At 73.9% G+C, this 26,175-nt stretch carries 23 protein-coding genes and 1 riboswitch; of the genes, 14 read left to right on the plus strand and 9 right to left on the minus strand.

Going from position 1 to position 26,175, the window contains the following annotated elements; all coding sequences use genetic code 11:
* Positions 1 to 169: 169 nt before the first annotated feature.
* Positions 170 to 847: a TetR family transcriptional regulator gene (locus ACFYP4_RS05020; protein ID WP_388782904.1), complete on the plus strand. Its 678-nt coding sequence runs from the start codon at positions 170 to 172 to the stop codon at positions 845 to 847.
* Between the two features lie 89 nt (positions 848 to 936).
* Here ACFYP4_RS05020 and ACFYP4_RS05025 read toward each other — a convergent pair whose 3' ends face one another.
* The gene (locus tag ACFYP4_RS05025; RefSeq protein ID WP_358855885.1) at positions 937 to 1,170 is read right to left on the minus strand and encodes a ferredoxin; all 234 of its coding nucleotides are present in this window, start codon (positions 1,168 to 1,170) and stop codon (positions 937 to 939) included.
* Positions 1,171 to 1,172: 2 nt separating this feature from the next.
* Entirely contained in the window at positions 1,173 to 2,630 is a 1,458-nt protein-coding gene (locus ACFYP4_RS05030) for an aldehyde dehydrogenase (RefSeq protein WP_358855886.1), read from the minus strand.
* Positions 2,631 to 2,829: 199 nt separating this feature from the next.
* Here ACFYP4_RS05030 and ACFYP4_RS05035 point away from each other — a divergent pair, with 199 nt between their 5' ends.
* The 7 genes from ACFYP4_RS05035 to ACFYP4_RS05065 all read left to right on the plus strand — a co-directional run bounded on the left by ACFYP4_RS05035 (position 2,830) and on the right by ACFYP4_RS05065 (position 11,008).
* Positions 2,830 to 3,855: an MBL fold metallo-hydrolase gene (locus ACFYP4_RS05035; protein ID WP_388782907.1), complete on the plus strand. Its 1,026-nt coding sequence runs from the start codon at positions 2,830 to 2,832 to the stop codon at positions 3,853 to 3,855.
* Positions 3,856 to 3,918: 63 nt separating this feature from the next.
* Positions 3,919 to 4,052: riboswitch (cobalamin riboswitch) on the plus strand.
* Between the two features lie 107 nt (positions 4,053 to 4,159).
* Positions 4,160 to 5,407, plus strand: a complete 1,248-nt coding sequence (locus ACFYP4_RS05040) for a prenyltransferase/squalene oxidase repeat-containing protein (protein WP_388782910.1) — start codon at positions 4,160 to 4,162, stop codon at positions 5,405 to 5,407.
* Positions 5,404 to 6,069 (plus strand): SCO2322 family protein, encoded by a 666-nt coding sequence (locus ACFYP4_RS05045; protein WP_358854895.1) that lies wholly within the window; start codon positions 5,404 to 5,406, stop codon positions 6,067 to 6,069. Before ACFYP4_RS05040 ends, ACFYP4_RS05045 begins: the two co-directional genes overlap by 4 nt.
* A gap of 573 nt (positions 6,070 to 6,642) precedes the next feature.
* Positions 6,643 to 7,728 carry a CbiQ family ECF transporter T component gene (locus ACFYP4_RS05050; RefSeq protein WP_388783818.1) on the plus strand — a complete coding sequence of 362 codons (1,086 nt, stop codon included), beginning with the start codon at positions 6,643 to 6,645 and terminating at the stop codon, positions 7,726 to 7,728.
* Positions 7,725 to 9,392: an ABC transporter ATP-binding protein gene (locus tag ACFYP4_RS05055; protein ID WP_388782913.1), complete on the plus strand. Its 1,668-nt coding sequence runs from the start codon at positions 7,725 to 7,727 to the stop codon at positions 9,390 to 9,392. The genes ACFYP4_RS05050 and ACFYP4_RS05055 overlap by 4 nt, the downstream gene beginning before the upstream one ends.
* Entirely contained in the window at positions 9,389 to 10,219 is an 831-nt protein-coding gene (locus tag ACFYP4_RS05060; protein WP_358854897.1) for an ECF transporter S component, read from the plus strand. The genes ACFYP4_RS05055 and ACFYP4_RS05060 overlap by 4 nt, the downstream gene beginning before the upstream one ends.
* A gap of 375 nt (positions 10,220 to 10,594) precedes the next feature.
* Positions 10,595 to 11,008 (plus strand): transglycosylase SLT domain-containing protein, encoded by a 414-nt coding sequence (locus ACFYP4_RS05065; RefSeq protein ID WP_358854898.1) that lies wholly within the window; start codon positions 10,595 to 10,597, stop codon positions 11,006 to 11,008.
* A 123-nt stretch (positions 11,009 to 11,131) separates the two neighbouring features.
* Here ACFYP4_RS05065 and ACFYP4_RS05070 read toward each other — a convergent pair whose 3' ends face one another.
* Positions 11,132 to 12,301 (minus strand): steroid 3-ketoacyl-CoA thiolase, encoded by a 1,170-nt coding sequence (locus ACFYP4_RS05070; protein ID WP_358854899.1) that lies wholly within the window; start codon positions 12,299 to 12,301, stop codon positions 11,132 to 11,134.
* Positions 12,302 to 12,614: 313 nt separating this feature from the next.
* Here ACFYP4_RS05070 and ACFYP4_RS05075 point away from each other — a divergent pair, with 313 nt between their 5' ends.
* Positions 12,615 to 13,859 carry a cytochrome P450 gene (locus tag ACFYP4_RS05075; RefSeq protein WP_358854900.1) on the plus strand — a complete coding sequence of 415 codons (1,245 nt, stop codon included), beginning with the start codon at positions 12,615 to 12,617 and terminating at the stop codon, positions 13,857 to 13,859.
* Positions 13,860 to 14,055: 196 nt separating this feature from the next.
* Here ACFYP4_RS05075 and ACFYP4_RS05080 read toward each other — a convergent pair whose 3' ends face one another.
* Entirely contained in the window at positions 14,056 to 16,167 is a 2,112-nt protein-coding gene (locus ACFYP4_RS05080) for a bifunctional glycosyltransferase 87/phosphatase PAP2 family protein (RefSeq protein WP_388782918.1), read from the minus strand.
* A gap of 367 nt (positions 16,168 to 16,534) precedes the next feature.
* On the opposite strand from ACFYP4_RS05080, the gene proP reads away from it, so the two are divergent.
* On the plus strand, positions 16,535 to 17,926 hold the full coding sequence (gene proP / locus ACFYP4_RS05085) for a glycine betaine/L-proline transporter ProP (protein WP_358854902.1): 1,392 nt from the start codon (positions 16,535 to 16,537) through the stop codon (positions 17,924 to 17,926).
* A gap of 114 nt (positions 17,927 to 18,040) precedes the next feature.
* Positions 18,041 to 18,712 (plus strand): O-methyltransferase, encoded by a 672-nt coding sequence (locus tag ACFYP4_RS05090; protein WP_358854903.1) that lies wholly within the window; start codon positions 18,041 to 18,043, stop codon positions 18,710 to 18,712.
* Between the two features lie 7 nt (positions 18,713 to 18,719).
* On the opposite strand, the gene ACFYP4_RS05095 is transcribed toward ACFYP4_RS05090, so the two are convergent.
* Positions 18,720 to 19,115 carry a hypothetical protein gene (locus ACFYP4_RS05095; RefSeq protein ID WP_358854920.1) on the minus strand — a complete coding sequence of 132 codons (396 nt, stop codon included), beginning with the start codon at positions 19,113 to 19,115 and terminating at the stop codon, positions 18,720 to 18,722.
* Between the two features lie 113 nt (positions 19,116 to 19,228).
* On the opposite strand from ACFYP4_RS05095, the gene ACFYP4_RS05100 reads away from it, so the two are divergent.
* The gene (locus ACFYP4_RS05100; RefSeq protein ID WP_388782922.1) at positions 19,229 to 19,633 is read left to right on the plus strand and encodes a DUF1992 domain-containing protein; all 405 of its coding nucleotides are present in this window, start codon (positions 19,229 to 19,231) and stop codon (positions 19,631 to 19,633) included.
* Positions 19,634 to 19,833: 200 nt separating this feature from the next.
* Here ACFYP4_RS05100 and ACFYP4_RS05105 read toward each other — a convergent pair whose 3' ends face one another.
* Both ACFYP4_RS05105 and ACFYP4_RS05110 read right to left on the minus strand, forming a co-directional pair.
* A complete protein-coding gene (locus ACFYP4_RS05105) occupies positions 19,834 to 20,631 on the minus strand; it encodes a hypothetical protein (RefSeq protein WP_388782925.1) in 798 nt (265 codons plus the stop codon).
* Between the two features lie 5 nt (positions 20,632 to 20,636).
* Positions 20,637 to 21,335 carry a hypothetical protein gene (locus ACFYP4_RS05110; protein WP_388782928.1) on the minus strand — a complete coding sequence of 233 codons (699 nt, stop codon included), beginning with the start codon at positions 21,333 to 21,335 and terminating at the stop codon, positions 20,637 to 20,639.
* A 186-nt stretch (positions 21,336 to 21,521) separates the two neighbouring features.
* Here ACFYP4_RS05110 and ACFYP4_RS05115 point away from each other — a divergent pair, with 186 nt between their 5' ends.
* A complete protein-coding gene (locus ACFYP4_RS05115; protein ID WP_388782931.1) occupies positions 21,522 to 22,031 on the plus strand; it encodes a GNAT family N-acetyltransferase in 510 nt (169 codons plus the stop codon).
* Between the two features lie 40 nt (positions 22,032 to 22,071).
* Here ACFYP4_RS05115 and ACFYP4_RS05120 read toward each other — a convergent pair whose 3' ends face one another.
* A complete protein-coding gene (locus tag ACFYP4_RS05120; protein ID WP_388782934.1) occupies positions 22,072 to 24,135 on the minus strand; it encodes a DHA2 family efflux MFS transporter permease subunit in 2,064 nt (687 codons plus the stop codon).
* Positions 24,136 to 24,301: 166 nt separating this feature from the next.
* Here ACFYP4_RS05120 and ACFYP4_RS05125 point away from each other — a divergent pair, with 166 nt between their 5' ends.
* A complete protein-coding gene (locus ACFYP4_RS05125; RefSeq protein WP_388782937.1) occupies positions 24,302 to 25,348 on the plus strand; it encodes a peptidoglycan-binding protein in 1,047 nt (348 codons plus the stop codon).
* 27 nt (positions 25,349 to 25,375) lie between these two features.
* On the opposite strand, the gene ACFYP4_RS05130 is transcribed toward ACFYP4_RS05125, so the two are convergent.
* The gene (locus ACFYP4_RS05130; RefSeq protein ID WP_388782939.1) at positions 25,376 to 26,065 is read right to left on the minus strand and encodes an HAD-IA family hydrolase; all 690 of its coding nucleotides are present in this window, start codon (positions 26,063 to 26,065) and stop codon (positions 25,376 to 25,378) included.
* Between the last annotated feature and the right edge of the window lie 110 nt (positions 26,066 to 26,175).

The raw sequence follows: 26,175 nt of genomic DNA on the forward strand, positions 1-26,175 counted from the left end.
CCGGCGTGAGCGGTGGATCAGGTGATTCACGCCACGGCGAACCGGCCCGGTCGGCCGACTCGCGCAGGCCGCCGCCCTCTTGGGGCAGGGCCGAACGCTTGGGGAATGTCCGGTGCCCTGCCATGCTGACTCCTCGCTCCCCCTCGCTGAATGTCACGGAACGGGACTTATGCCTGCGGAAGCCAAGGCGGCTGCCACCACCGCGCGGGACCTCGCGCGGCCCGCGAACCCGCGCGCCGCCGCGCAGCCCGCCTCGCCCCCGCTCACGGAGCGGCAGGAGGCGCGCCGCCGGCGCATCCTGCACGCGAGCGCCCAGCTGGCCAGCCGGGGCGGTTTCGACGCGGTGCAGATGCGCGAGGTCGCGGAGTCCTCGCAGGTCGCGCTGGGCACGCTGTACCGCTACTTCCCGTCCAAGGTCCACCTGCTGGTCGCCACGATGCAGGATCAGCTGGAGCACATGCACGGCACCCTCCGCAAGAAGCCGCCGGGCGGGGACACCGCGGCCGAGCGCGTCGCGGAGACGCTGATGCGGGCCTTCCGGGCGCTCCAGCGGGAGCCGCACCTCGCGGACGCGATGGTCCGGGCGCTGACCTTCGCGGACCGCAGCGTCAGCCCTGAGGTCGACCAGGTGTCCCGCCAGACGACGGTGATCATCCTGGACGCGATGGGGCTGGACGACCCGACGCCCGAGCAGCTCTCCGCGGTCCGCGTCATCGAGCACACCTGGCACTCCGCCCTCATCACCTGGCTGTCGGGCCGCGCGTCCATCGCCCAGGTGAAGATCGACATCGAGACGGTCTGCCGCCTGATCGACCTCACGGAGGTCGGGGGGCCGGGCCCGGTGTGACCGCGCCGCTCTTCCCGCCCCGCGCATCGGCCGCCCCGTCCCGTGCCTCCGCACGTGGGGCGGGGCGTGTCGCGCGGGCGTCGGTGGCGTCATTCCTCGGGTGGGAACACCGGCTCTCCTGAGCCCACGACGGTGATCATGATCGCCTCGACCGGGCAGCCCTCCGCCGCCTCCAGGGTGCGCTCGTCGGCGTCGGTCTCCGGGCCGGCGGGGTGGGACTGCCGGCCGGCGTCGAGGCGGAAGGCGTCCGGCGCGAGGTACGTGCACTGGGCCGAGCCGATGCAGACGGAGCGGTCGACCTCGACGTGCCAGCGGTCGCCCATTCCTACGCCTCCCAGCCGGCGGGCAGGTGGATCATCTTGTGCTCCAGGTACTCGCCGTAGCCCTCGGGGCCGAACTCCCGGCCCAGTCCGGAGTTCTTGTAGCCGCCGAAGGGGCCGAGCATGTCGAGGCTGAAGGTGTTGACGGAGTAGGTGCCGGTGCGGACCCGGCGGGCCACGTCGATGCCGCGCTCCACGTCGGCCGTCCAGACACTGCCGCTCAGTCCGTACTCCGAGTCGTTCGCGATCCTCACCGCCTCGCCCTCGTCGCCGTACGGGAGCAGGCAGATGACCGGTCCGAAGATCTCCTCGCGGGCGACGCGCATGGAGTTGTCGACGTCGCCGAAGAGGGTGGGTTCCACGTACCAGCCGCGTTCCAGGCCCGGCGGACGGCCGCCGCCGGTGAGGATCTTGGCGCCCTCCTCCTGGCCGATGCGGATGTAGTCGAGGCTGCGCTGCTGCTGGCGCCGGGCGACCAGCGGCCCCACCTGCGTCGCCGGGTCCAGCGGGTCGCCGACCACGAGCGCGCCCGCCGCCGCCGCGAAGGCGTCCGCGAACTCGTCGTAGCGGGAGCGCGGCACGAGGATGCGGGTCTGCGCCACGCACGCCTGGCCGTTGTTCATCCAGGCCGCCGAGACGATGCCCGGCACGGTGGTGCCGAGGTCGGCGTCCGGCAGCACCACCGCCGCCGACTTGCCGCCCAACTCCAGGGTGACGCGCGTGAGACGGCGCGACGCGACCTCCATGACGCGCCGGCCGGCGGCGACGGAGCCGGTGAAGGAGACCTTGTCGACGCCGGGATGCCCGACCAGGTACTCGCTCACCTCGCGGTCCGCCGGGAGGATCGACAGCACCCCCTCGGGCAGGCCCGCCTCCCGTGCGATCTCCCCGAGCAGATACGCGTCCAGGGGCGATTCGGGGGACGGTTTCAGTACGGCGGTGCAGCCGGCCAGCAGGGCGGGGGCGAGCTTCGCAGCGGCCACGAACTGCGGTACGTTCCACGGCGCCACGGCCGCGACCACACCCACCGGCTCACGCCGGACGAGGATCTTCCCGAGGACGCCGTCGCGCGTCTCCTCGTACGTGAAGTCCCGGGCGACGGTGATCGCCGCGTCCCAGACCATCATCGCGCCGAGCGCCTGCGCGAGGACGCTCCAGGAGTACGGGGAACCGTTCTCGCTGGAGATCACCCGGGCGATCTCCTCGTGACGCAGCGCGATCCCGTCCTTGATGCGGGTGACGACCTCGATCCGCTCGCCGAGCGTCATCCGCGGCCAGGGTCCTTCGTCGAACGCCCGGCGCGCGGCGGCGACGGCCCGGTCGACGTCCCGCGCCGAGGCGTGCGGCACCCGTCCGATGACCTCCTCCGTGTGCGGTGAGATCACCTCGATGACGTCCTCGCCCAGGGGATCCGTCAACTCCCCGCCGATGAACAGCTGTCCGTGTTCCACGAGCTCGGTCATGGCGACTGCCTCTCCGGAGGACGCTTCCTGACGAGTCATCAGATACGAGAACTGATACCAGTTCCGGCCCGACGAGTCCACGGAGCCCGCACTCGCGCACGACCGCGAAGCCCAACCAACGGCGCATGCGGTCGACTTGGGCCACCATTGGAACCGGTTCTAGTTATAGTGGCCGGGACACGGCGACGGGGGGAAGCCCATGACGCAGGTGACCGATCACGGCGGGGGCGTACGGTCGATCAGGGTCCCCATCCCGGACAACCCCCTCGGCCACACGCTGGTGTACGTCGTGGACACCGACCGGGGGCCCGTCCTCGTCGACACCGGCTGGGACGACCCCGCGTCCCTGGACGTCCTCAGCGCCGGGCTCACCGGCTGCGGCACCTCCGTCGCCGAGATCCACGGCGTGGTCGTCACCCACCACCACCCCGACCACCACGGCCTGTCCGCGGCGGTGCGGGAGGCGTCGGGCGCCTGGATCGCGATGCACGCGGCGGACGCCTCCGTCGTCCGGCGGATGCGCGAGTACCGGCCCGAGCGGTGGTTCACGTACATGGCGGACAAGCTGGCGGCGGCCGGCGCCCCCGAGGCGCACGTGGCACCGCTGCGCACCGCCCGCCCCCGGGCGCTGCCCGGCCTCTCCCCCGCGCTCCCCGACCGCGAGATCGTCCCCGGCGACCTCCTCGACCTGCCGGGCCGCCGGCTGCGCGCGATCTGGACGCCCGGCCACACGCCGGGCCACGTCTGCCTGCACCTGGAGGAGGACCATCCGGCACGGCTCGCGGGCCGCGGGCGCCTGTTCTCCGGCGACCACCTGCTGCCGGAGATCACCCCGCACATCGGCCTGTACGAGGATCCGGACGACGCCACGGTCACCGACCCGCTCGGCGACTACCGCGACTCCCTGGAGCGCGTCGGCCGTCTCGGCGCCGCCGAGGTGCTCCCCGCCCACCAGTACGCCTTCACGGACGCGGCGGCACGCGTCCGGGCACTGCTCGCCCACCACGAGGAACGGCTCACCGGGCTGCTCGGCCTGCTCCGCGTCCCGCTCACCGCCTGGCAGCTGGCCGAGCGCATGGAGTGGAACCGCCCCTGGGAGCGCATCCCGTACTCCTCGCGGAACATCGCCGTCTCCGAGGCCGAGGCCCACGTGCGCCGGCTGGTGAAGCTGGGCCGGGCGGAGACCGTACCGGGGAGCGATCCCGTCACGTACCGGGCCGTGTGACCGGCACGGGGGCCGCCCGCCCGCCGCCGGGGGCGTACCGGGCGGCCCTCGGGCCGTGGACCGCGGGCCGGTAGAGTGAGCGCGTCGTCATCACACCCGTACGGGGGGAAGCCGGTGCAATTCCGGCGCTGACCCGCAACCGTGAACCGTCCGCCGGACGGTGAGCCGGATCGCCTCGCGCGGGACGTGACCGGCTCGTGCCTGCGGCAGCCCGCCGCCGGCCGGCACCGTCGAGGGATACGGAGCCGGAGCCACCCGGTACTCCAGTGTGCCCGGTGCCGCCCGGCTCCCCGCAGGGAGAGTCATGTCTGTTCGCCGCACCGCCGCGGTACTGGCCGTCACCGCCGTGATCGGTACGGCGGCCGCACCCGCCGCCCTCGCCGACGACTCGTCCCCGTCCCCATCGCCCTCGCGGGCGCTCCCCTCCGGGCTGTACGGCACCACCGACCCCACCTACGACGGTGTCTGGCGGCAGTCGCTCGCGCTGCTCGCCCAGCACACCGCGGGCGTGAAGCCCGCCCGCAAGGCCGTCGACTGGCTGACCGGGCAGCAGTGCGCGAGCGGCGCCTTCGCGCCCTACCGCGCCGACGCGTCCGCGAAGTGCGACGCGAAGACGACGGTGGACACGAACAGCACCGCCGCCGCGGTGCAGGCGCTCGCCGCGCTCGGCGGCCACGCCGCCGAGACGGACAAGGCCCTCGCCTGGCTGAAGTCGGCGCAGAACAAGGACGGCGGCTGGGGCTTCGCCGCGGGCGGGGCCAGCGACGCGAACTCGACCTCCGTGGTGATCGGCGCGCTCGCCGCCGCGGGTGACCGGCCCGCAGACGTCACCAAGGGCGGCAGGTCCCCGTACGACGCCCTGCTGAAGCTGGCGGTCCCCTGCGGCGACGACGGCGGCGGGGCCTTCGCCTACCAGCCCGACAAGAAGGGGGCGCTCGCGGCGAACGAGGACGCCACCGCGGCCGGTGTGCTCGGCGCCCTCGGCAAGGGGTTCGCGGCGCCGGCGGGCAAGGCGGCGGGCGGCTCGGCCTGCGCGGACGCGGAGAAGCCCACGCCCCGGGACGCGGCCCGCAACGGCGCGGCCCACCTCGCCGGCGTCCTGCACGGCACCCCCTACCTGAAGTCGGCGATGCCCGGCGCCAAGGACCAGCCCGACCACGGCAACACCGCGGACGCCGTCGTCGCGCTCGCCGCCGCGGGCCGCACCGGCGACACGGACGGGCCCCTCGCCTGGCTGGAGAAGAACTCCGGCGCCTGGGCGGCGAAGTCCGGGCCCGCCGCGTACGCGCAGCTGATCTTCGCGGCGCACGCGACCGGCACCGACCCGCGCGACTTCGGCGGCGCGGACCTGGTCCGGCAGCTCGGCGCGACCGGTCCGGCGACGCAGGCCTCCGGCCACTCGGACGGTCCCGGCACGGACCAGGGCGACAAGAAGAAGGACAGCGACGAGGACGGCGGGATCGGCGTCTGGTGGATCGTCGGCGTGGGCCTCGTCGCCGGCGTCGGCGTGGGCTTCCTGATCAGCGGCCGCAACAGGAAGCGGCAGCCGTGACCCGGCGCGGCGGCGTCGCCGCGGTCCTCGCCCTGCTGCTCCTCGTGCTCGGCGGGGCGGGCGAGGCCGGGGCCGCCGGCTACCGCTACTGGTCGTTCTGGGACCTGACCGGCGGGACGTGGGCGTACGCCACCCAGGGGCCGTCGACGGCGCGGCCGTCCGACGGTGCCGTGCAGGGATTCCGGTTCGCGGTGAGCGAGGACTCCTCGCGCGCGGTGAAGCCGCGCGGGAACACGGACTTCGGGTCCATCTGCGCCGGCACGCCCGCCCGGGACGGCACGAAGCGGATCGCTCTCGTCCTCGACTTCGGTACGGCCGCGGACGCGCCGTCCGGTGAGACGCCGCCGCGGCCGCGTACCGCCTGCGCGCGGGTCCGTCCCGACGCGACGACGGCCGAGGCGCTCGCCGCCGTGGCGAAGCCGCTGCGCTACGACAGCAACGCGCTGCTGTGCGCCATCGCGGGCTATCCGCGGGCCGGCTGCGGCGAACAGGTCGCGGCCGACGAGCCGGGCGCCTCCGCCGGTCCCCGCTCCGAGTCGGAGTCCGGCTCCGCGTCCGGCTCCGGGGACTCCGGCCCGTCGGTCGGGCTGCTCGCGGGGCTCGCGGCGGTCGCGGCACTGGGGGCGGCGGCGGTCTGGCAGGCCCGGCGCCGCCGACACTGACGTGAGGTGGAACCTGTGACGACGGACGAGCACGACCGTCCCGCTCCGCCCGCCCCACGGAAGGCCGGCCGCCCCGCGGCCAGGCCGGCCCCGACCGAGGGCAGCCGCCTCGCGGACGGGTCCACTCCGGCCAAGGACAGCCACGCTGCCGAAGGGGCGGCTCCGGCCGCGCACGGCCGCACCCCGGAACGGCAGGCTGCCCAAGGCGCGGACGGCCGCTCCCCGGGACAGTCGGCCCCGGCCGAGGACGGCCGCACCCCGGGACAGTCGGCCCCGGCCGAGGACGGCCGCACCCCGGGACGGCAGGGTCCCAAGGGCCGGGACGGTCGCCAGGCGGAGCGGCCGATGCCGGCCGCGAACAACCGCCTCTCGGAACGGCAGGCTGCCCGGGCCACTGACGACCACCCCTCGGGACGGTCGACCCCGGCCGAACACGCCCGCACCCCGGGCCCTCCGGACGACGACCCGGCGTGGCGGACTTCCCGGGGCGGTCGCCTGCGCGGGCGCGGTGCGGGCGTCCCGGGCGGTCTTCCCCGGGAGCCGGTCACCGGTCCGGGCGCGCTCCGCCGGCGTCTGACGGCGGAGGCCAACCGTGGCAACGCCCTGCACCCGGGCGCCTGGTGGATCTGGGCCCTGGGCCTGGGTACCGCCGCCTCCCGCACCACCAACCCGCTCCTCCTCGCCCTGCTCGTCGGCGTCGCCGGATATGTCGTGGCCGCCCGCCGCACCGACGCGCCCTGGGCCCGCTCGTACGGCGCGTTCGTGAAACTGGCCCTCGCCGTCCTGGCCGTCCGGCTGGCGTTCGCCGTGTTCCTCGGCTCCCCCGTCCCGGGTACGCAGGTCGTCGTCACGCTCCCCGAAGTCCCGCTGCCCGACTGGGCACAGGGCGTCCGCATCGGTGGCCGGGTCACCGCGGAAGGCCTGGTCTTCGCCCTGTACGACGGCGCGAAACTGGCCGCGCTGCTCATCTGCGTCGGCGCGGCGAACGCGCTCGCGAACCCGGCGCGGCTGCTCAAGTCGCTGCCGGGCGCGCTGTACGAGGCCGGCGTCGCCGTGGTGGTCGCGCTGACCTTCGCGCCGCACCTGATCGCGGACGTGCAGCGGCTGCGCGCGGCACGCCGGCTGCGCGGCCGCCCGGACCGGGGTGTGCGCGGGCTGCTGCACGTCGGACTCCCGGTCCTGGAGGGCGCGTTGGAGCGTTCCGTGGCGCTGGCGGCGGCGATGGACGCGCGCGGCTACGGGCGCACCGCCGAGGTGCCGGCCGCGGTCCGCCGCACCACGTCCGCCCTCACCCTGGGCGGTCTGCTCGGCGTGTGCGCGGGCACGTACGGGCTGCTGACCGCCGAGGGCGGAAGCTACGGACTGCCCGTGCTCCTCGCCGGGCTGGCCGCGGCGCTGGGCGGCCTGGGTCTCGGCGGCCGCCGCTCCCCGCGCACGCGCTACCGGCCGGACGCCTGGGGCGCGCGGGCCTGGCTGGTGTCGGCGTCCGGGGTCGCGGTGGCCGCGCTGATGATCGTCGCGGCCTCGCACGACCCGGCGGCGCTGCACCCCGGGGTGGTCCCGCTGACCGCCCCCGACCTTCCGCTGTGGCCGGCCGCCGCGATCCTGCTCGGCCTGCTGCCCTCCGTCCTCGCCCCGATCCCCAAGGAGTCCTCATGATCCGCTTCGCGGACGTCTCGGTGACGTACGAGGGGGCCGCGGGACCGACCGTCCAGGGGCTGGACTTCGAGGTCCCGGAGGGTGAACTCGTGCTGCTGGCCGGGCCGTCGGGGGTCGGCAAGTCGACGGTGCTGGGCGCCGTCGGCGGTCTGGTGCCGCACTTCACCGGTGGCACCCTGCGCGGCCGGGTCACCGTCGCCGGGCGGGACACCCGCACGCACCGGCCGCGTGAACTCGCCGACGTCGTGGGTACGGTGGGCCAGGACCCACTGTCCCACTTCGTCACGGACACCGTCGAGGACGAGCTCGCCTACGGCATGGAGTCGCTGGGGCTCGCGCCGGACGTGATGCGCCGCCGCGTGGAGGAGACCCTGGACCTGCTGGGCCTGGCCGGCCTGCGCGACCGTCCCATCGCCACGCTGTCCGGGGGGCAGCAGCAGCGGGTCGCCATCGGCTCGGTGCTGACGCCGCACCCCGCGGTGCTGGTCCTCGACGAACCGACGTCCGCCCTGGATCCCGCCGCCGCGGAGGAGGTCCTCGCCGTCCTCCTGCGTCTGGTCCACGATCTCGGGACGACCGTCTTCCTGGCCGAGCACCGGCTGGAGCGGGTCGTGCAGTACGCGGACCGGGTGGTCCTGCTGCCCGCCCTGGGGGCCGCGCCGGTCCTCGGCACCCCGGCCGAGGTGATGGCCGTCTCGCCGGTGTGCCCGCCGGTGGTGGAACTGGGCCGGCTCGCGGGCTGGTCGCCGCTTCCGCTCACGGTGCGCGACGCCCGCCGGACGGCGGGGCCGTTGCGGGAGCGGCTCGCGGCCCGCACGCCTGCAGCTCCGGCGCCCCGGCGGGTGGCGGCTCCCTCCGTGGTGTCCCGAAGCCCCGGCTTCCTGCGCGGGCGCGGTCCCCTCACCCCGGCCGCCGCCCCGGCCGTGGTCGAGGGCCTGGCGGTCCGCCGGGGCCGGGTCGAAGCGCTGCGGAAGGTGGATCTGACGGCCGCCCCCGGCGAGACCATCGCGCTGATGGGCCGCAACGGCGCGGGGAAGTCGACGCTGCTCGGCGCACTGGTCGGCCTGGTCGAGCCGGCCGCCGGATCGGTACGGGTGGGCGGGGCGGTGCCGCACCGCACCGCCCCGCGGGACCTCGTACGCCGCGTCGGGCTCGTACCGCAGGAGCCACGCGACCTGCTGTACGCCGACACGGTGGCCGCCGAGTGCGCCGCGGCCGACCACGACGCCGGCGCCGAACCGGGCACCTGCCGCGCGCTGGTCGGTGAGCTGCTGCCGGGCATCGGCGACGACACGCATCCGCGGGACCTGTCGGAGGGGCAGCGGCTGGCGCTCGCGCTGGCCGTGGTCCTGACGGCGCGTCCCCCGCTGCTGCTGCTCGACGAGCCGACCCGCGGCCTCGACTACGCGGCCAAGGCCCGTCTGGTCGCCGTGCTGCGCACGCTGACCGCCGCCGGGCACGCCATCGTGCTGGCCACCCACGACGTGGAGCTCGCCGCCGAACTGGCCCACCGGGTGGTGATCCTCGCCGACGGCGAGGTCGTCGCGGACGGTCCCACGGCCGAGGTGGTCGTCGCCTCCCCGTCCTTCGCCCCGCAGGTGACGAAGATCCTCGCCCCGCAGCCCTGGCTCACGGTCGCCCAGGTCAGGGAGGCACTCGCGTGACCGGGTCCGAGGACGGGGGCCGCCCGCAGGCCCGCGCCGTCCGGCTCGGCCCCCGCTCGGTGGCCGCGCTCGTCCTGGTCAGCGCGGTGGGCGTGGCCGGTTTCGGCTGGCCGCTCCTGGCCGGGCGGGGTTCCCAGGTCGGCGCGCACGCCCAGGACGCGCCCTGGCTCTTCGCGGGGCTCCTCGTGCTGCTCGTCGCGGTCGTCGCGGCGACGATCTCCGAGTCCGGGCTCGGCCCGAAGGCGGTGGCCATGCTCGGCGTGCTGGCCGCGACCGGGGCCGCGCTGCGGCCGATCGGGGCGGGGACCGCCGGCATCGAGCCGATGTTCTTCCTGCTGGTGCTGAGCGGCCGGGTGCTCGGCCCGGGGTTCGGCTTCGTCCTCGGGTCCGTGACCATGTTCGCGTCCGCCCTGCTCACCGGGGGTGTCGGGCCGTGGATGCCGTTCCAGATGCTCGCCATGGGGTGGTTCACGATGGGCGCCGGGCTGCTGCCGGGGCCCGACCGGCTGCGCGGCCGGGGCGAGCTGGCCCTGCTCGCCGGGTACGGGTGCCTCGCCGCCTTCGCCTACGGCACCGTCATGAACCTGATGGGCTGGCCGTTCCTGGACACCCTGGCCGCCGGCGTGGCCTTCGTCCCGGACGACCCGCTGCACACGAACCTCGTACGGTTCCTCGCCTACTGCGCGGCGACCTCGCTCGGGTGGGACCTGGGACGGGCGGTCGTCACCGTCGTACTGACCCTGACCCTCGGCACGCCCCTGCTGAAGGCGCTGCGGCGGGCCACCCGCCGGGCTGCGTTCGAGACCCCCGTCACCTTCCTGCCGTGACGTCGTGCGGCGCGGGTCACACGGGCCGACCGCACCCGGTGACGCGTGCCCACGCTGTGTCAGTCCGGGGGTGAGCCGTCCCACAGGACCTTGGTCCTCTACGAGGCGGGGCCGTAGAGGGGGAGGGTGGCGTGCACGCGTCGCGCAGCGCGCTGACCTGGGCTTTGAGAGCCAGGTCACAGGGGGCACTGGTCCTCCGCATGCGACCACCACTAGTAACAGGGGTCGTTGCGGACGCCTGCCGGGGCTGTTTCTCTGGAGGAGTCGCCAGGCGCCGACGTGCCCTCCCGGGCCGCGGCGCCGCCGTATGCCCCCGCCGCCTCCGGGCGGTTCCGGTATGCCGGCGCACCCCTGTCCCCGAAGAAAAGGTGCTTCGTGCCCGTCTCCGTCATCCGCCGCATCGCCTCCCCGAAGAAGGCCCTCACCACCGCCGCCGTGGCCGCCGCCACGACCGGCATGGTGCTGGCCGCGGCCCCCGCCCAGGCCGCGACCCCCTCGGTCTCCTCCGCCCAGTCGATCGCGCACAAGATGATCCCGGACGCCGCGCAGTACAACGCGTTCAGCAAGATCGTCGAGCACGAGAGCGACTGGAACGTCACCGCCACGAACTCCTCGTCCGGCGCCTACGGTCTGGTACAGGCGCTGCCCGGCAACAAGATGGCCTCCAAGGGCTCCGACTGGAAGACCAGCGCCGAGACCCAGATCAAGTGGGGCCTGGACTACATGAACGACCGCTACGGCAGCCCGGTCGGCGCCTGGAACTTCTGGCAGAGCCACGGCTGGTACTGACCGGCCCGGGCCGTCCCGGACGCGCATGCCGCGCGGCCCCCGCGGCACCCCCGTACGCGAAGGCGGCGGCCCCCGATCCCCGGGCCGCCGCCTTCGCCATGCCCCGGTCCCCGATCCGCCGTGTCACAGCCGCTGGATGATCGTCCCCGTCGCCAGCGCCCCGCCCGCGCACATCGTGATGAGCGCGAACTCCGCGTCCCGGCGCTCCAGTTCGTGCAGTGCCGTGGTGATGAGCCGCGCCCCCGTCGCCCCGACCGGATGCCCGAGCGCTATCGCGCCGCCGTTGACGTTGACCTTCGCCAGGTCCTGCTCGAAGACCTGCGCCCAGCTCAGCACCACGGACGCGAAGGCCTCGTTGATCTCGACGAGGTCGATGTCCCTGAGCGACATTCCCGCCTTGCCGAGCACCGCCCGCGTCGCGTCGACCGGCCCGTCGAGGTGGTAGTGCGGGTCGGCGCCGACCAGTGCCTGCGCGACGACACGGGCGCGCGGCCGCAGCTTGAGGGCACGCGCCATCCGCTTGGACGCCCACAGGAGGGCGCAGGCGCCGTCGGAGATCTGCGAGGAGTTGCCCGCGGTGTGCACGGCGGTCGGCATCACCGGCTTCAGCCCCGCCAGGGCCTCCATACTGGTGTCGCGCAGCCCCTCGTCCCGGTCGACGAGGCGCCACATGCCCTGCCCGGCCCGCTGCTCCTCCTCCGTGGTGGGCACCTGCACGGCGAACGTCTCGCGCTTGAACCTCTCCTCCGACCACGCGTTCGCGGCCCGCTCCTGCGAGACGAGCCCGAGCGAGTCCACGTTCTCGCGGGTCAGTCCGCGGCGGCGGGCGATGCGCTCCGCCGCCTCGAACTGGTTCGGCAGGTCGACGTGCGCCTCCTCGGGGAACGGCCTGCCCGGACCGTGCTTGGAGCCCGAGCCGAGCGGTACGCGGGACATCGCCTCGACCCCGCAGCTGATCCCGACGTCGATCACGCCCGCCGCGATCATGTTGGCCACCATGTGCGAGGCCTGCTGCGAGGACCCGCACTGGCAGTCGACCGTCGTCGCCGCGGTCTCGTAGGGCAGGCCCATGGTGAGCCAGGCGGTGCGCGCGGGGTTCATGGACTGCTCACCGGCGTGGGTCACCGTGCCGCCGACGATCTGCTCGACGCAGTCGGCGTGGATGCCGGTGCGGCCGAGGAGTTCGCGGTAGGTCTCGCCCAGGAGGTAGGCGGGATGCAGCGCGGCGAGCGCGCCCCCGCGCTTGCCGATGGGGGTGCGTACGGCTTCGACGATCACGGGTTCCGCGGCCATGGGTCGTCCTCTCCTAAGGGCCTGCCCGGCGGCCCGGCCCTGCTCACCCGCGCGGCGCGGGCGTCCCGGCCACCCGCCACGCTGAACTAGTACGCGTTCTAGTTCTGCGTGCAGTCTGCTGAGCGGCAGGTCCGCCCCGCAAGGGTCGTGCAGCGCCCGAAGTCGTGATCTGCCCTGTTTTCGCGGGTGATTGGGGGCGCCGCACCCCTTGCCTCTTGTAGAACCCGTTACTACCTTCACGGCAGTTCCCGGTTCCTGATGAACCGTCAGAACATGGCCGGCACCGCAGTACGCGCCAGACCTGGAGTTGCCGATGTCCTGTCCAGCGCTGCCCGACGGATTCGACTTCACCGACCCCGACGTGCTGCACCACCGCGTCCCCCACCCCGAGTTCGCCGAGCTGCGCCGGGTCGAACCGGTGCACTGGATCCCGCAGCGGCCCGGCATCGCGGGGTTCGACGACGACGGCTACTGGGCCGTCACCCGGCACGCGGACGTCAAATACGTCTCCACGCACCCCGAACTCTTCTCCTCCTGGGTGAACACCGCCATCATCCGCTTCAACGAGCGTATCCAGCGCGAGCAGATCGAGGTGCAGCGGCTGATCCTGCTCAACATGGACCCGCCCGAGCACACCCGGGTCCGCCAGATCGTGCAGCGCGGCTTCACCCCGCGCGCGATCCGCGCCCTGGAGGACGCCCTGCGCACCCGCGCGGGACAGATCGTCGAGCGGGCGCTCGCGGACAAGGGCCCGGACGGCACCATCGACTTCGTCACCCAGGTCGCCAGCGAGCTGCCCCTCCAGGCGATCGCCGAACTGATCGGCATCCCGCAGGACGACCGGGCCAGGATCTTCGACTGGTCCAACAAGATGATCTCGTACGACGACCCGGAGTTCGCGATCAGCGAGGAGGTCGGCGCCGAGTCGGCCACCGAACTCATCTCGTACGCGATGAACATGGCCGCCGGCCGCAAGCGGTGCCCGGCGAAGGACATCGTCACCCGGCTCGTGGCGGCGGAGGACGAGGGCAACCTGGCCGCGGACGAGTTCGGCTTCTTCGTGCTGGTGCTGGCCGTCGCGGGCAACGAGACGACCCGCAACGCCATCACGCACGGCATGCACGCCTTCCTGACCCACCCCGACCAGTGGGAGCTCTACAAGAGGGAGCGGCCGGCCACCACCGCCGAGGAGATCGTGCGGTGGGCCACGCCCGTCGTCTCCTTCCAGCGCACCGCGACCCAGGACGTCGAACTGGCCGGCAGCCGCATCAAGAAGGGCGACCGCGTCGGCATCTTCTACTCCTCGGCCAACAACGACCCGGACGTCTTCGACCGTCCCGAGGTCTTCGACATCACCCGCGACCCGAACCCGCACCTCGGCTTCGGCGGCGGCGGCCCGCACTACTGCCTCGGCAAGTCCCTGGCCACCCTGGAGATCGACCTGATGTTCCGCGCCGTCGCCGACGCGATGCCGGACCTGCGCGCGGCCGGTGATCCGCGCCGGCTGCGCTCCGCCTGGCTGAACGGCGTGAAGGAGCTGCGGGTCACCCCCGCCTGAGCGGCCTCCCCGGGGCCGGCCCGGGCCGACGGCCTCCCGGCACCGCCGGCCCGACTCCGGGGAGGCGGGGACACCCCACGCCCCCGCCTCCCCGGGCAGCCACGCACGGCCGGTGCCCCCACGCTCGGTCCGCCACCCCGTCACCGCACCCGGTTACTGCCCCCGGTCACCGCGCGCCGCCTCACCGCGCCCCGCCTCACCGCGCGCCGGGCGGGTGTACACGACCGTCCGGGCGCCCCGCCTTCGCGGCCGTCCCCGGCCGGGCCCGCGTGGTCTCCCCGCCGGGCGGGGCGGGGGCCCGCGGCCCGGAGAGCAGATACGTCAGGCCGAACCCCGCGCCCACCACCACCGCGCCCCCGACCGCGTCCAGCACCCAGTGATTTCCGGTCGCCACGATCGCCGCCGCCGTGCCCAGCGGGTGCAGCAGCCCGAGGGCCTTCATCCACCGCTTCGGGGCGAGCAGCGCGACCACGAGACCGCACCACAACGACCACCCGAAGTGCAGGGAGGGCATCGCCGCGTACTGGTTGGTGAGCGCGGTCAGCGTGCCGTAGTCCGGCCGGGAGAAGTCCTGCACGCCGTGGACCGTGTCGATGATGCCGAACCCCGGCATCAGCCGCGGCGGCGCCAGCGGGTAGAGCCAGAACCCGACGAGGGCGAGCACGGTGGTGAAGCCGAGCGCCGAGCGGGCCCAGCGGTAGTCGGCGGGACGGCGGGCGTAGAGCACGCCGAGGACGGTCAGCGGGACGAGGAAGTGGAACGACGTGTAGTAGAAGTCGAAGAACTCGCGCAGCCGGCCGGCTCGCACCACCGCGTGATTGGCCCAGTGCTCGATGTCCACGCGCAGGACGCGCTCCACCGCGAGGATCTGCTCGCCGTGCTGCTCGGCGACGGCCCGCCCGCCCGAGTTGGTGCCGCCCGTCGCGGCCAGCCTGACCTGCTGGTACGCGGCGTAGCCGACCCGGATCAGGAGCAGTTCGAGGAGCAGGTTCGGGCGGCTCAGCACCCGGCCGGGGAGCAGCGGCGGCGGGACCCGGCGCAACCGGGCGGGTACGGGCGGCGCGTACTCGGTGGGGACCGGGGTCCGGTAGTGGGGCGAGGCGGGGGACAGGAACGGGACGGCGCAGGCGGCGGCGAGCGCGGCCACCAGGACCAGGTTGTCGCGCAGGGGGTGGAGCAGCGTCACATCCGGCAGCACCGCCCGCGCGGGCAGCGTCGTCACCAGGACGATCGCCACCGGCCACAGGTACCGGTCCGAGGCCCGGCGGCCGACCCGGCCGACCACCGCGAGCAGCACCCACAGCAGCTGGTGCTGCCAGGTCGTGGGCGAGACCGCGACCGCGACGCAGCCGGTGATCGCCACGGCGAGCAGCAACTGCCCGTCGCGGGCGCAGCGCACCGCGCGACGGGTGCCGACGACGGCGACGGCCGCGCCGAGGACCAGGAAGAGACCGATCTCCAGGGGCCCTTGGAGGCCGAGGCGCAGCAGCGCGCCGTGCAGGGACTGGTTCACGAGGCCGTCCGCGCGGCCGCCGAGTCCGACGCCCGCCACGTGGTGGATCCAGTAGGTGGACGAGTCGTGGGGCATCGCGGCCGCGGCGAGCACCGTGCAGGCGGTGAACGTGATCCCGGTGGAGACGGCCGCGCGGCCGCGTCCGGTGCACCACAGCAGCGGAACGAAGAGCAGCACGGTCGGCTGGAGGGCCGCCGCGACGCCGATGAGCACGCCACTCGCGCCCTGCCCGCGTACGGCGAAGCAGCCGAGGAGGACGAGCAGGACCGGGAGGACGCTGGTCTGGCCGAGGTGGAGTGTGCTGCGCACCGGGAGCGACAGCACGAGCAGGCTGACGGCGACGGGGGCGGCCAGCAACCGGGTCCGCCGGGTCATGGGCCCGGGCAGGGCGCGCGCCGCGACCAGCCCGAGCGCGACGACCAGCAGCAGGGTGCCGAAGGTCCAGCCCCAGCCCAGCGCCTGTTCAGCCGAACGAGTGAGGGGCTTGAGGACGAGTCCGGCGAAAGGGGTGCCGGTGAAGCGGGTCGAGTCGTACAGGGAGTCCTTCGTGTGCAGGACGCCGTCCGGGCCGGCCCAGGTCTCCAGGTCCGTCAGGCGGTCACTCCTGGGCGTTGTGAGGACGACGGCGACCTGCCGCACGGCGAGCACGGCGGCCAGTAGCCAGAGCCCGGCGCGGGCTGCTCCAAGCCGTGTCCGTGGGGTTTTGGCCGTCCCGGTGGCGACGGTCCGGGGGGTTTTGGCCGTCCCGGCGGCGAAGCCCTCGCCCGACGGTTCTCCGTGCTCCGCATTCGCCATGCCGCGCCTGCCTCCCGCCCCGCCGGCTCCGGCGGTATGTCCGTCTCCGAACCCTATGAGGCTCTCGCCGCGTTCGTGGACATACGTAGTCGATCTCGCCGCTATCTGATCCATGCGCACCTGTTGTCCGGATGCGGGGGCGCGCCGGGGGTCCGGTTCCGCCGGGATCCGCGACAAAGATCACAGAATGCCCTCGGGGCCGACGTCCGCGGGTGGGGCGTCCTGCCTGCTTATGCGGCATTCATGCGCGGTGTGCAGCCACCCGGGTACGGCACGTAAGGGCGGGGACTGCCCCTATGGTCGGTTTTCGGCTCGCTTTCCCAGGAGTCACGTCCCTGTCCCCGTCGAAAGGCAGGCGAGCGGAATCTTGCCGACCGTCTCCCCCCACGCTCCCGTCGCGTCCGCCGTACCACCGGGCCCCGGCCGGCCCGAGGTCACCGTCACCGACCCGGCTCTGGTCAGGCGCGCCGTGAAGGCCGCCGCGCTGGGCAACGCGATGGAGTGGTTCGACTTCGGCGTCTACAGCTACATCGCGGTGACGCTGGGCAAGGTGTTCTTCCCGTCGGGCAATCCCACCGCGCAGCTGCTCTCGACCTTCGGCGCGTTCGCCGCGGCCTTCCTCGTCCGGCCCCTCGGCGGCATGGTCTTCGGTCCGCTCGGCGACCGCGTCGGCCGCCAGAAGGTCCTCGCCCTCACCATGATCATGATGGCGGCGGGCACCTTCGCGATCGGCCTCATCCCGTCGTACGCCACCATCGGCGTCGGCGCGCCCCTGCTGCTGCTCGCGGCCCGGCTGGTGCAGGGCTTCTCGACCGGCGGGGAGTACGCGGGCGCCTCGACCTTCATCGCCGAGTACGCGCCCGACCGCAGGCGCGGGTTCTTCGGCAGCTGGCTGGAGTTCGGCACGCTCGCCGGCTACATCGGGGGCGCCGGTCTGGTCACCCTGATGACGGCACTGCTGTCCGACGGCGACCTGGTGTCCTGGGGCTGGCGCATCCCGTTCCTGATCGCGGGCCCGATGGGCATCATCGGCCTGTACCTGCGGATGCGGCTCGAGGAGACGCCGGCGTTCGCGGCGGAGCTGGAGAAGGCCGCGCGGAAGGAGCACGACCGCCCGAAGGTGCCGCTGCGCGAGATGGTCGCGGGCCAGTGGCGGGCGCTGCTGCTCTGCGTGGGTCTGGTGCTGGTCTTCAACGTCACCGACTACATGCTGCTGTCGTACATGCCGAGCTATCTGACCAGCGAGCTGGAGTACGACGAGACGCACGGTCTGCTGGTCGTGCTCGCCGTGATGGCGCTGATGATGGTGGTGCAGCCCTTCGCGGGTGCCCTGACCGACCGGGTGGGGCGCCGTCCGGTGATCGCCGCCGGCTGCCTGGGCTTCCTCGCGCTGTCCGTCCCGGCCGTCCTGCTGATCCGCCAGGGCAGCCTGCTCGCGGTGGCGCTCGGCATGGGCGCCCTCGGCCTGCTCCTGGTCTGCTTCACCTCCGCGATGCCCGCGGCGCTGCCCGCCCTCTTCCCGACCCGGGTCCGCTACGGCTCGCTGTCCATCGGCTTCAACGTCTCCGTGTCGCTCTTCGGCGGGACGACCCCGCTGGTGGTCACGGCCCTGATCGGGGCGACGGGCAACATGATGATGCCCGCGTACTACATGATGGCCGCGGCCGTGATCGGCGGCGTGGCGGTGTGGTTCATGGCAGAGTCGGCGGGCCGCCCCCTGCCCGGCTCCGCCCCGTCCGTGGAGCCCGCCGACCACTGATTTCGCCGACACGGGGGCGGGGACCCGAAAACCCGCTGACATTCGCCACCCGCGCGGCTAGATTCGCCGGGCACTAGTTAGCTCATCTAACTAGGCGTACGAAAGGCGTGGTGCATGAGCGAGGCCCGGTCCTGGGACATGGTCGACGACTACTTCACTCAGCTTCTCTCCCCACCCGACGAGGCCCTGACGGCGGCGCTCGCCGACAGCAGCGCCGCCGGACTGCCCCCCATCAACGTCGCACCCAACCAGGGCAAGCTGCTCCAGCTCCTCGCCCGGATCCAGGGCGCCCACCGGATCCTGGAGATCGGCACCCTCGGCGGCTACAGCACGATCTGGCTGGGCCGCGCGCTCCCCGCCGACGGCCGGCTGGTCACCCTGGAGTACGACGCCGGGCACGCCGAGGTCGCCCGCGGAAACCTCGCGCGCGCCGGCCTCGACAAGCTGTGCGAGGTCCGGGTGGGCCCCGCCCTCGAGTCGCTCCCCGCGCTCGCCGCCGAGCACCCCGAGCCGTTCGACCTCGTCTTCATCGACGCGGACAAGGTCAACAACCCGCACTACGTCGAGTGGGCGGTGGAACTCACCCGCCCCGGCAGCCTGATCGTCCTCGACAACGTGGTGCGCGGCGGCCGGGTCACCGACGCGGGCAGCGACGACCCGAGCATCCGGGGCACCCGGGCCGCCCTCGAACTGATCGCCGGGCACCCGAAGTTGAGCGGCACGGCGATCCAGACCGTCGGCAGCAAGGGGTACGACGGCTTCGCGCTGGCCCGGGTGCTGGACTGACCAGCCGTCAGGCCTCGTGGTAGAAGCCGACGTTCACGCTGCGCGGGCCGGTGCGGTCCTGGATGACGAGCTCCCCCGAGCCGCCCCCGGGCAGTCTCGCGGTCCCTCCGTACGGCAGGGGCCGCGGCGGCATACCCGCCGACGCCAGGCGCACCTCGGACGAGGGGTCCGGGTGCGAGCCGCGCAGCCAGGTCACCTGCCAGGTGCCGTCCGGCCCGCACAGGAACTCCAGGTGGACCCGCGAGACGAACAGCCAGTCGTCGGGGGTGGCGAGCCGGCAGACGGCCTTGTCCCGGCCCACCCGCAGCACGGCACCCGGCTCGCTGGGCGCCTCGGCCATCAGCATGCCGGCCGTCGCTCCGGCGTCCGCCCCGGAGACCGAGGCCATGGTGAGTTCGAGCACGTGCGCTCCTTGGAGGATCAGCTGTCCGGTCCCTGCGCGGGCGTCGTCGACCACCGCCGACGCATGATAATTCGCCACGGCACCGGCCGGGTGGTGTCCGGCACAATGGACTCATGACCGAGCGAAAGCCACCTGGTGTCAGCTTCGAGTCCTGGGTCGACAAGCAGATCCGCGAGGCGGAGGCCCGCGGGGAGTTCACCGAGCTCGCGGGTGCGGGCCGCCCACTGCCGGCGGTCACCGACGCCCCGTACGACGAACTGTGGTGGATCAAGCGCAAGATGGCCCGCGAGGGGCTCTCGGTCCTGCCGCCGACGCTGGCTCTGCGCAAGGAGGCCGAGGACGCGCTCGCGGCGGCAGCGGCGGCCCCCTCGGAGGGGGCCGTCCGCCGGATCGTCGAGGCCGTCAACGCCAAGATCCGAGAGGTCATGTTCAAACCGCCGCCGGGACCTCCGCTCGGGCTCAAGCCGTACGACGTCGAGGAGATCGTCCGCGACTGGCGCGAGCGCCGGGAGACCTGACCGGCGCACGGCGAGAGGCCGCGCCCCGGGATTTACATGGTCCGGGACGCGGCCTCTCGTGCGCCGTACAGGCGAGTCGTGCGCCGTACGGATCGGGCGCCGTACGGGTCGTGCGCCGTGCGGGTCGTGCGCCGTACGGATCGGGCGCCGTACGGGTCGTGCGCCGTGCGGGTCGTGCGCCGTGCGGGTCGTGCGTGTGCTCAGGTGTGCAGCAGCCGCTCCGCCATCTCGCGGTAGTCCCGCAGGGCCAGCCGGAGCTGCTCGGTGTCGGTGGCCGTGCCCTTGCTCTCACCTGTGGACTGCCAGGCGGAACGGAGGGTGCGCCGCCGCTCGGTGATCGCGTCGGTGAACCGCGCGGCGATCTCCTCCAGTACGTGGTCGGCCTCCTCGACGGACGTCCGGGGCTCGTCCACGAACCCGCCGACGGCGTGCTGGAGCCGCCGGGCGAGCTTGTCGGACTCCTCGTGCGCCAGCAGCGGAGTCCCGCTGCCCCGGCCTTCACCGGAAGCACCTTCGCGGGAGGTCACGCCGGCGCCCTCGCGGGCGCGGGCGGCGAGGCCCTCGCCCGCCGTGCGGCCTTCGCCGTCCGTCGTGCCGAATCCTTCGCGCGGCGACCTGGTACGACCCTCGGCCGCCGTGCCGGCGCTCTGGCCGGTTCCCGTGGGGGTACCCGCGCCGTCCCGCCAGGCGGTCGTCGCGCCGTCGCGGCCCGTCTCCGTGCCGAGCCCCTCGCCGAGGGGTGCCGCATCGGCGCCGCGCGCACCCGTCCCCGGGTGGGTCCCGCGGGTGCCCGTCGTGCCGTCGGCCTCGCGCGCCGCGGCCGTCTCCCGTGCCTCGGCGGTCTCCCGGCTCGTGGCGAGGTCACCGGTCACGCCCTGGTGGTCCACTCGTCCGTCACGGCCGGGCGTCCCGGCCGCGGTGACATCGGCGCCCGGGCCCTCGGACCCTCGTGCCGTCCCCCGGCGCTCCGCACCCTCGCCTCGTGTCACGTCTGCCATCTCTGTCAACTTCCCTTCGGGTGGCGCCGGTTGAGGGTCCACGGCGCGTGTGTGCGGTTGCCGGAACGGACCGTCTCCGAGTCGTCGGCGGCCGTCCTCGCACCGCTCGTGCCGTTGTCCGCGCGGTGGCGGACGTCGTCCTTGCGGCTGGGTGTCACCAGCTCCTCGAAGAGGGCGCGGGCGTCGAGCATGGCCTCACGCATCTCCTCGGTGGAGGTGCCGTTCCCGGCGGCACCGTCGGCACCGCCGTGCGCGGCGCCGTGCACCCGCCGGTATCCGTGGACGTGGTGCGCGTGGTGCACGGAGAGGGCTTCGAGCTGCTCCTCGTAACGGCCGTGCTCGGGGAAGCCCCGCGCCCCGGCCAGTTCGCCGAGCAGCCGGTCCGCCTCGGCCACCGCTTCCCGCGGCGAGTCGACGAAGCGTTCCTGAGCGGCGGCCCAGCGGGCCTCGTACTGCTCACGGGCCGCGGGCTCCAGGGGCCGCTCGCGCAGCGAACCGTGCCGCTTCACCCGCTCGGTGAGGTCTCGTTCGGCGGCCCGTTCGTCGCCGTCGTGCCGGGCGACGGCACGGTCGTACTCGGGGCCGAAGCGCCGCTGGAGGCTGCGCCCGCCCTGCGGCCTGCGGGCGAGCAGCTTCAGGACGACCGCGACAAGCGCCACGGCCGCCACAATCACGATCAAAGTGATGATCACGCCTGTGGACATGGGTGCCTTCCGGAGTTTTCGACCCAACGGGCCGGTTCTGTGTTCGGATTGCCCCGAAGCAGCTCCGCAAACGGCGGGCGCCCCGGCGTCGGCCCCAGGCCCCCTTCGCACGACCCTCCCGTCCCGACGTACGCCCCGGGAAAACCGCTTGCGGACGGAGGACGGCACGACGCGACAATGACGGCCATGGCCCCTACGCCCTGCCCGTGGACCGTCGCACCGGAACCCTTCGACTCGCCGGACGCCGCCGCGCTCTGGCGGGCGTACTACACGGAGGTCAGCGACCGCTGGTACCTGCTCCACGAGGGCCACCGCACCGACCCCGCCGAGCTGGCACGGGAGATCGCCGCGGACAGCGGGAGCTGTTTCGCGCCGCCCGGTGGAGTGCTGCTGCTGGCGCGGTACGCGGGCGAGCCGGCCGGCAGTGCGGGCGTGCGGCTGACGGACGCGACGACGGCCGAGCTCAAGCGGGTCTTCCTCCGCGAGGAGGTGCGCGGCCGGGGCGGCGGCGCGCTCCTGGTGCGCGCCGCCGAGGACGCGGCCCGCGCCCTCGGCGCCGGGCGGATCGTGCTCGACACCCGCGGCGACCTGGTCGAGGCCCGGACGCTGTACGCGCGCCTCGGGTACGAGGAGACGGAGCCGCACAACGACGAGGAGTACGCGGAGCACTGGTTCACGAAGGACCTGACCGGCTGACCCGTTCCACGACGCCCGCGGCGCGCGGACGCCGAGGAGCTCAGGCCACCCGGCGGTACGGGCGTCCCGGCGTCCCGTGCGGGCGCTCCGCGTCGGAGCCGCACATCTCGGCGGTCAGTTCCTCCACCAGCCGGATCAGGTCGGTGGGACGGCCGGGGCCCCACCAGTCGCCGAGCAGCTCGGCCAGGGACTCCTCGCGGGCCCGGGCCAGCTTGCCCGCCGCGGCGCGTCCCTCGTCCGTGAGCACCAGCTCGACACCCTCGCGGCGGGCCAGCCCGTGCTCCTCGATCTGGCGGGCCGCGGCGATCACGACGTCCAGCGGTACGGCGCTGTGCTCGGCCAGCACAGCCGGTTCCTCCCGGCCGTGCTTGCGGATGCGCAGCAGCAGCCAGCCGGCGGCCGGGAGCAGGTCGACGCCCGCCCGCTCGGTGATCCGCTCGTAGATCTCGCGCCGCCCCTCACGGGTGCCGAGGACGGACAGGGCCCGGCACACCTCGTCGTACGAGGACCGTTCGACCGGATTGCTGGCCAGCGTCTGGGTGGCGTCCGGTGCCGTGACGGAGCCCCGCAGCCGGTCCTCGCGCAGGAACCAGGCGAGCACGAACCCGACCAGCGCGACCGGGGCGGCGTACAGGAAGACGTCGGTGATCGCCGAGGCGTAGGCGTGCAGGACGGGTGTCCGCAGCGTGGCCGGGAGCTCGGCGATGCCCTTCGGGTCGGCCTTGAGGGAGTCGACGCCGAGCCCCGGGGGGAGCTGCTGCCCGCTGAGCGCGGCGGTCAGCTTGTCGCCCAGCCGGCTGGCGAAGACCGTGCCGAAGATGGCCACGCCGAACGAGGCGCCGATGGAGCGGAAGAAGGTGGCGCCCGAGGTGGCGACGCCCAGGTCCTCGTACGGGACCGCGTTCTGCACGATCAGGACCAGGACCTGCATGACCAGGCCGAGGCCGAGGCCGAAGACGAAGAAGAAGGCGCTCATCTCGGCCGTGCCGCTGTTCTCGTCGAGCTGGTGGAGCAGGAGCAGTCCCACGGTGGTGATCCCCGTGCCCGCGACGGGGAACACCTTCCAGCGGCCGGTGCGGCTGACGATCTGGCCGGAGACGGTGGAGGAGAGCAGCAGACCGAACACCATGGGCAGCATGTGCACGCCGGACAGGGTCGGGGAGACGCCCTGGACGACCTGGAGGAACGTCGGCAGATAGGTCATCGCCCCGAACATGGCGAAGCCGACGACGAAGCTGATGACGGCGGAGAGCGTGAAGGTCCGCACGCGGAACAGCTTCAGCGGCAGGACCGGTTCCGCCGCCCGGTGCTCCACGGCCACGAAGGCGACCGCCAGGACGACGGCGAGCACCGCCGTCCCGATGAGCCGCGGCGAGGTCCAGCCCCAGGTGGTGCCGCCGAGCGAGGCCACCAGGATCAGGCAGGTCGCGACGGCGGCGATGAGCAGGGTGCCCAGGTAGTCGATGACGTGGCGGGCGGCGCGGCGCGGGATGTGCAGGGCCGTGGCGATGACGGCGAGCGCGACCACGCCGACGGGCAGGTTGATGTAGAAGACCCAGCGCCAGCTCAGGTGCTCGGTGAAGAAGCCGCCGAGCAGCGGCCCGAGGACACTGGTCGCGCCGAAGACGGCACCGAACAGCCCCTGGTACTTGCCGCGTTCGCGCGGCGAGACGATGTCGCCGACGATCGCCATGGACAGCACCATCAGCCCGCCGCCGCCGAGTCCCTGGAGCGCCCGGAAGCCGATGAGCTGCGGCATGTTCTGCGCCATGCCGCACAGCGCGGACCCGATCAGGAAGATCACGATCGCCGCCTGGAACAGCTTCTTGCGGCCGTACTGGTCGCCGAGCTTGCCCCACAGGGGTGTCGCCGCCGTCGAGGCGAGCAGATACGCGGTGACGACCCAGGACAGGTGTTCCAGCCCGCCGAGCTCGCTGACGATGGTCGGCAGAGCGGTCGACACGATGGTCTGGTCGAGGGCGGCCAGCAGCATGCCGAGCAGCAGCGCGCCGATCGACACGAGAACGCTGCCGTGCACATGGTCCTCGCCGGACACGCTCCCGTCCGCCACCGCCGCGTCGGTGCCCTGCGCGTCGCCGGTCATACGGATCTCCCTGGGCCCAGGCGTCTCGGTCATCTCCCATCGTGGTCGGTGTGACCGGTTATGGCCTGTTGAGTCCTTGCCCCGGCCGGGATTCCCCGGGGTGCCGGGGGGATCTGTGAAGGCGGCCTGGATAGTCTCTGGAGGTCGTGAGGGGGAGGGACCACACGTGAGCGGATCAGAGGGACACGTCTGCCCGGAGTGCGGCACGCGCCGGGAGCCGGACGGTACTCCGTCCTGCGCCTGCACCCGGCGGGCGTCGGACGCGGCGCGGGACGCCCGTACGGCCGAGGCCGCGGCGGCGGAGGACTTCGACCCGCTGCGCATCCGTCCCTACGTGGAGCTCGGCACGGCCTCCCCCGGCGCCGGCGAGGACCCCGGCTCCGGGCGCACGGGCCCCGCCGGGCCGAAACCGCCGGACGCGTGGACGCGGGAGGAGCCCGCCACGCGCGCCGTGCCCCTGCCACCGGAGGGGCCGGCCGAGCGCACGATGCCGCTCACGGCGGCGACGCCCGTACCCGCCCCCGCACCTGCGCCTGAGGACGTCCGGCTCTTCCAGGAGGCGGACCCCGGGCCCGGCACCCGGCCGCCCGGTACCCCTCCGCCGGGCGACGAGCCGCCCCGGCGGCGCCGCCGCACGGTGCTCCTGACGGCGGCCGGCGCGGCGGTGGCCGTCGTGGCCGTCGCCGCGCTGGCGAGCGGAGTCCTGTCCTACGACACGCCCGAGCGGGACGGTGCGCTGCCGGACGCGGTACGGGCGAGTGTGCCGCAGAAGCCGTCGGCCCCGGCCGCCGCGTCCCCGAGCCGGAGCAGATCGTCCGCGCCGGCCTCCCCGGACCCCACGGCGTCGGAGAGCGCCGGTCCCTCGCCCTCGAAGTCGTCGAGCCCGTCGGCGACGCCGTCCCCGTCGAAGAGCCCGAAGGTGACACCGACGACCGCCCGCGCCACGGGCTCGGTACGGCCCCCGTCCGAGGCTCCGGACGAACACCGCGGCACCGTACTGCGCCGCGGCGACCAGGGCTCCGAGGTCACCGAACTCCAGTTGCGGCTCAGGCAGTTGGCCATCTACAACGGAGGCGTCGACGGCACCTTCAGCCGCCAGCTCGAGGACGCCGTACGCCACTACCAGTGGACCCGCGGGATCAGCTCCGACGAACTGGGCGTCTACGGCACGGCCACCCGCACCCGCCTGGAGTCGGAAACCCCCCAGCCCTGACCGGCCACGGGCTCTCCCCGGCCTCACTCAAGCGGCGGCCCCGGGAACCCCTCGGCCGATGTGCAGCCGGATCGACCCGTCCGCGCCCGCCTCGACACGCACCTGCGTGAGGTCGTCGACCAGGGCGTCGGGGCCGTGGACCGCGGCGCGGGGGCCGACCCCGACGACCCGCATCCCGGCGGCCCGGCCCGCGGCGATCCCCGCGCCGGAGTCCTCGAAGACGACGCAGTCCTCGGGCGCGACGCCCAGTTCGGCGGCGCCCTTGAGGAAGCCCTCGGGATCCGGCTTGCTCGCGCCGACCGATTCGGCGGTGATGCGCAGGTGGGGCAGCTCCAGCCCGGCGGCGGCCATCCGCGCGGTGGACAGGCCGACGTCGGCCGAGGTCACGAGCGCGTGCGGAAGTCCGGCGAGGGAGGCGAGGAACACCGCGGCTCCGGGCACCTCGACGACACCGTCCATGTCGGCGGTCTCCTCGGCGAGCATGCGGGCGTTGTCCGCGTGGTTCTGCTCCATGGGCCGGTGCGGCAGCAGGACCGCCATGGAGGCGTAGCCCTGGCGACCGTGGACGACCTTCATGACCTCGTCCCCGTCGAGCCCGTGCCGGCCGGCCCAGCGCCGCCAGCAGCGCTCGACGACGGTGTCGGAGTTGACGAGCGTTCCGTCCATGTCGAGCAGGAGGGCGCGGGCGGTCAGAACGGTGATGGCCGTCATCGGCATGCTCCAAGACGCGTGAGAGGGAGCCGCGTGGGGCCCCCGGGGACAAGGCGGCCCCGCCCGCCGGTCAGGGAGAACGGGCGGGAGCCACTTTGTTTCTTCACGATACAAAA

Origin of the sequence: Streptomyces sp. NPDC005551 (assembly GCF_042871785.1) — a bacterium.
Classification (GTDB): Bacteria; Actinomycetota; Actinomycetes; order Streptomycetales; family Streptomycetaceae; genus Streptomyces.

What these genes read in the sequence shown, in the direction of transcription:
- ACFYP4_RS05020 (WP_388782904.1), top strand. Translation starts at nt 170, where the DNA reads ATGCCTGCGGAAGCCAAGGCGGCTGCCACCACCGCGCGGGACCTCGCG.
- ACFYP4_RS05025 (WP_358855885.1), bottom strand. Translation starts at nt 1,170, where the DNA reads ATGGGCGACCGCTGGCACGTCGAGGTCGACCGCTCCGTCTGCATCGGC.
- ACFYP4_RS05030 (WP_358855886.1), bottom strand. Translation starts at nt 2,630, where the DNA reads ATGACCGAGCTCGTGGAACACGGACAGCTGTTCATCGGCGGGGAGTTG.
- ACFYP4_RS05035 (WP_388782907.1), top strand. Translation starts at nt 2,830, where the DNA reads ATGACGCAGGTGACCGATCACGGCGGGGGCGTACGGTCGATCAGGGTC.
- ACFYP4_RS05040 (WP_388782910.1), top strand. Translation starts at nt 4,160, where the DNA reads ATGTCTGTTCGCCGCACCGCCGCGGTACTGGCCGTCACCGCCGTGATC.
- ACFYP4_RS05055 (WP_388782913.1), top strand. Translation starts at nt 7,725, where the DNA reads ATGATCCGCTTCGCGGACGTCTCGGTGACGTACGAGGGGGCCGCGGGA.
- ACFYP4_RS05070 (WP_358854899.1), bottom strand. Translation starts at nt 12,301, where the DNA reads ATGGCCGCGGAACCCGTGATCGTCGAAGCCGTACGCACCCCCATCGGC.
- ACFYP4_RS05075 (WP_358854900.1), top strand. Translation starts at nt 12,615, where the DNA reads ATGTCCTGTCCAGCGCTGCCCGACGGATTCGACTTCACCGACCCCGAC.
- ACFYP4_RS05080 (WP_388782918.1), bottom strand. Translation starts at nt 16,167, where the DNA reads ATGGCGAATGCGGAGCACGGAGAACCGTCGGGCGAGGGCTTCGCCGCC.
- ACFYP4_RS05090 (WP_358854903.1), top strand. Translation starts at nt 18,041, where the DNA reads ATGAGCGAGGCCCGGTCCTGGGACATGGTCGACGACTACTTCACTCAG.
- ACFYP4_RS05100 (WP_388782922.1), top strand. Translation starts at nt 19,229, where the DNA reads ATGACCGAGCGAAAGCCACCTGGTGTCAGCTTCGAGTCCTGGGTCGAC.
- ACFYP4_RS05105 (WP_388782925.1), bottom strand. Translation starts at nt 20,631, where the DNA reads ATGGCAGACGTGACACGAGGCGAGGGTGCGGAGCGCCGGGGGACGGCA.
- ACFYP4_RS05110 (WP_388782928.1), bottom strand. Translation starts at nt 21,335, where the DNA reads ATGTCCACAGGCGTGATCATCACTTTGATCGTGATTGTGGCGGCCGTG.
- ACFYP4_RS05115 (WP_388782931.1), top strand. Translation starts at nt 21,522, where the DNA reads ATGGCCCCTACGCCCTGCCCGTGGACCGTCGCACCGGAACCCTTCGAC.
- ACFYP4_RS05120 (WP_388782934.1), bottom strand. Translation starts at nt 24,135, where the DNA reads ATGACCGGCGACGCGCAGGGCACCGACGCGGCGGTGGCGGACGGGAGC.
- ACFYP4_RS05130 (WP_388782939.1), bottom strand. Translation starts at nt 26,065, where the DNA reads ATGCCGATGACGGCCATCACCGTTCTGACCGCCCGCGCCCTCCTGCTC.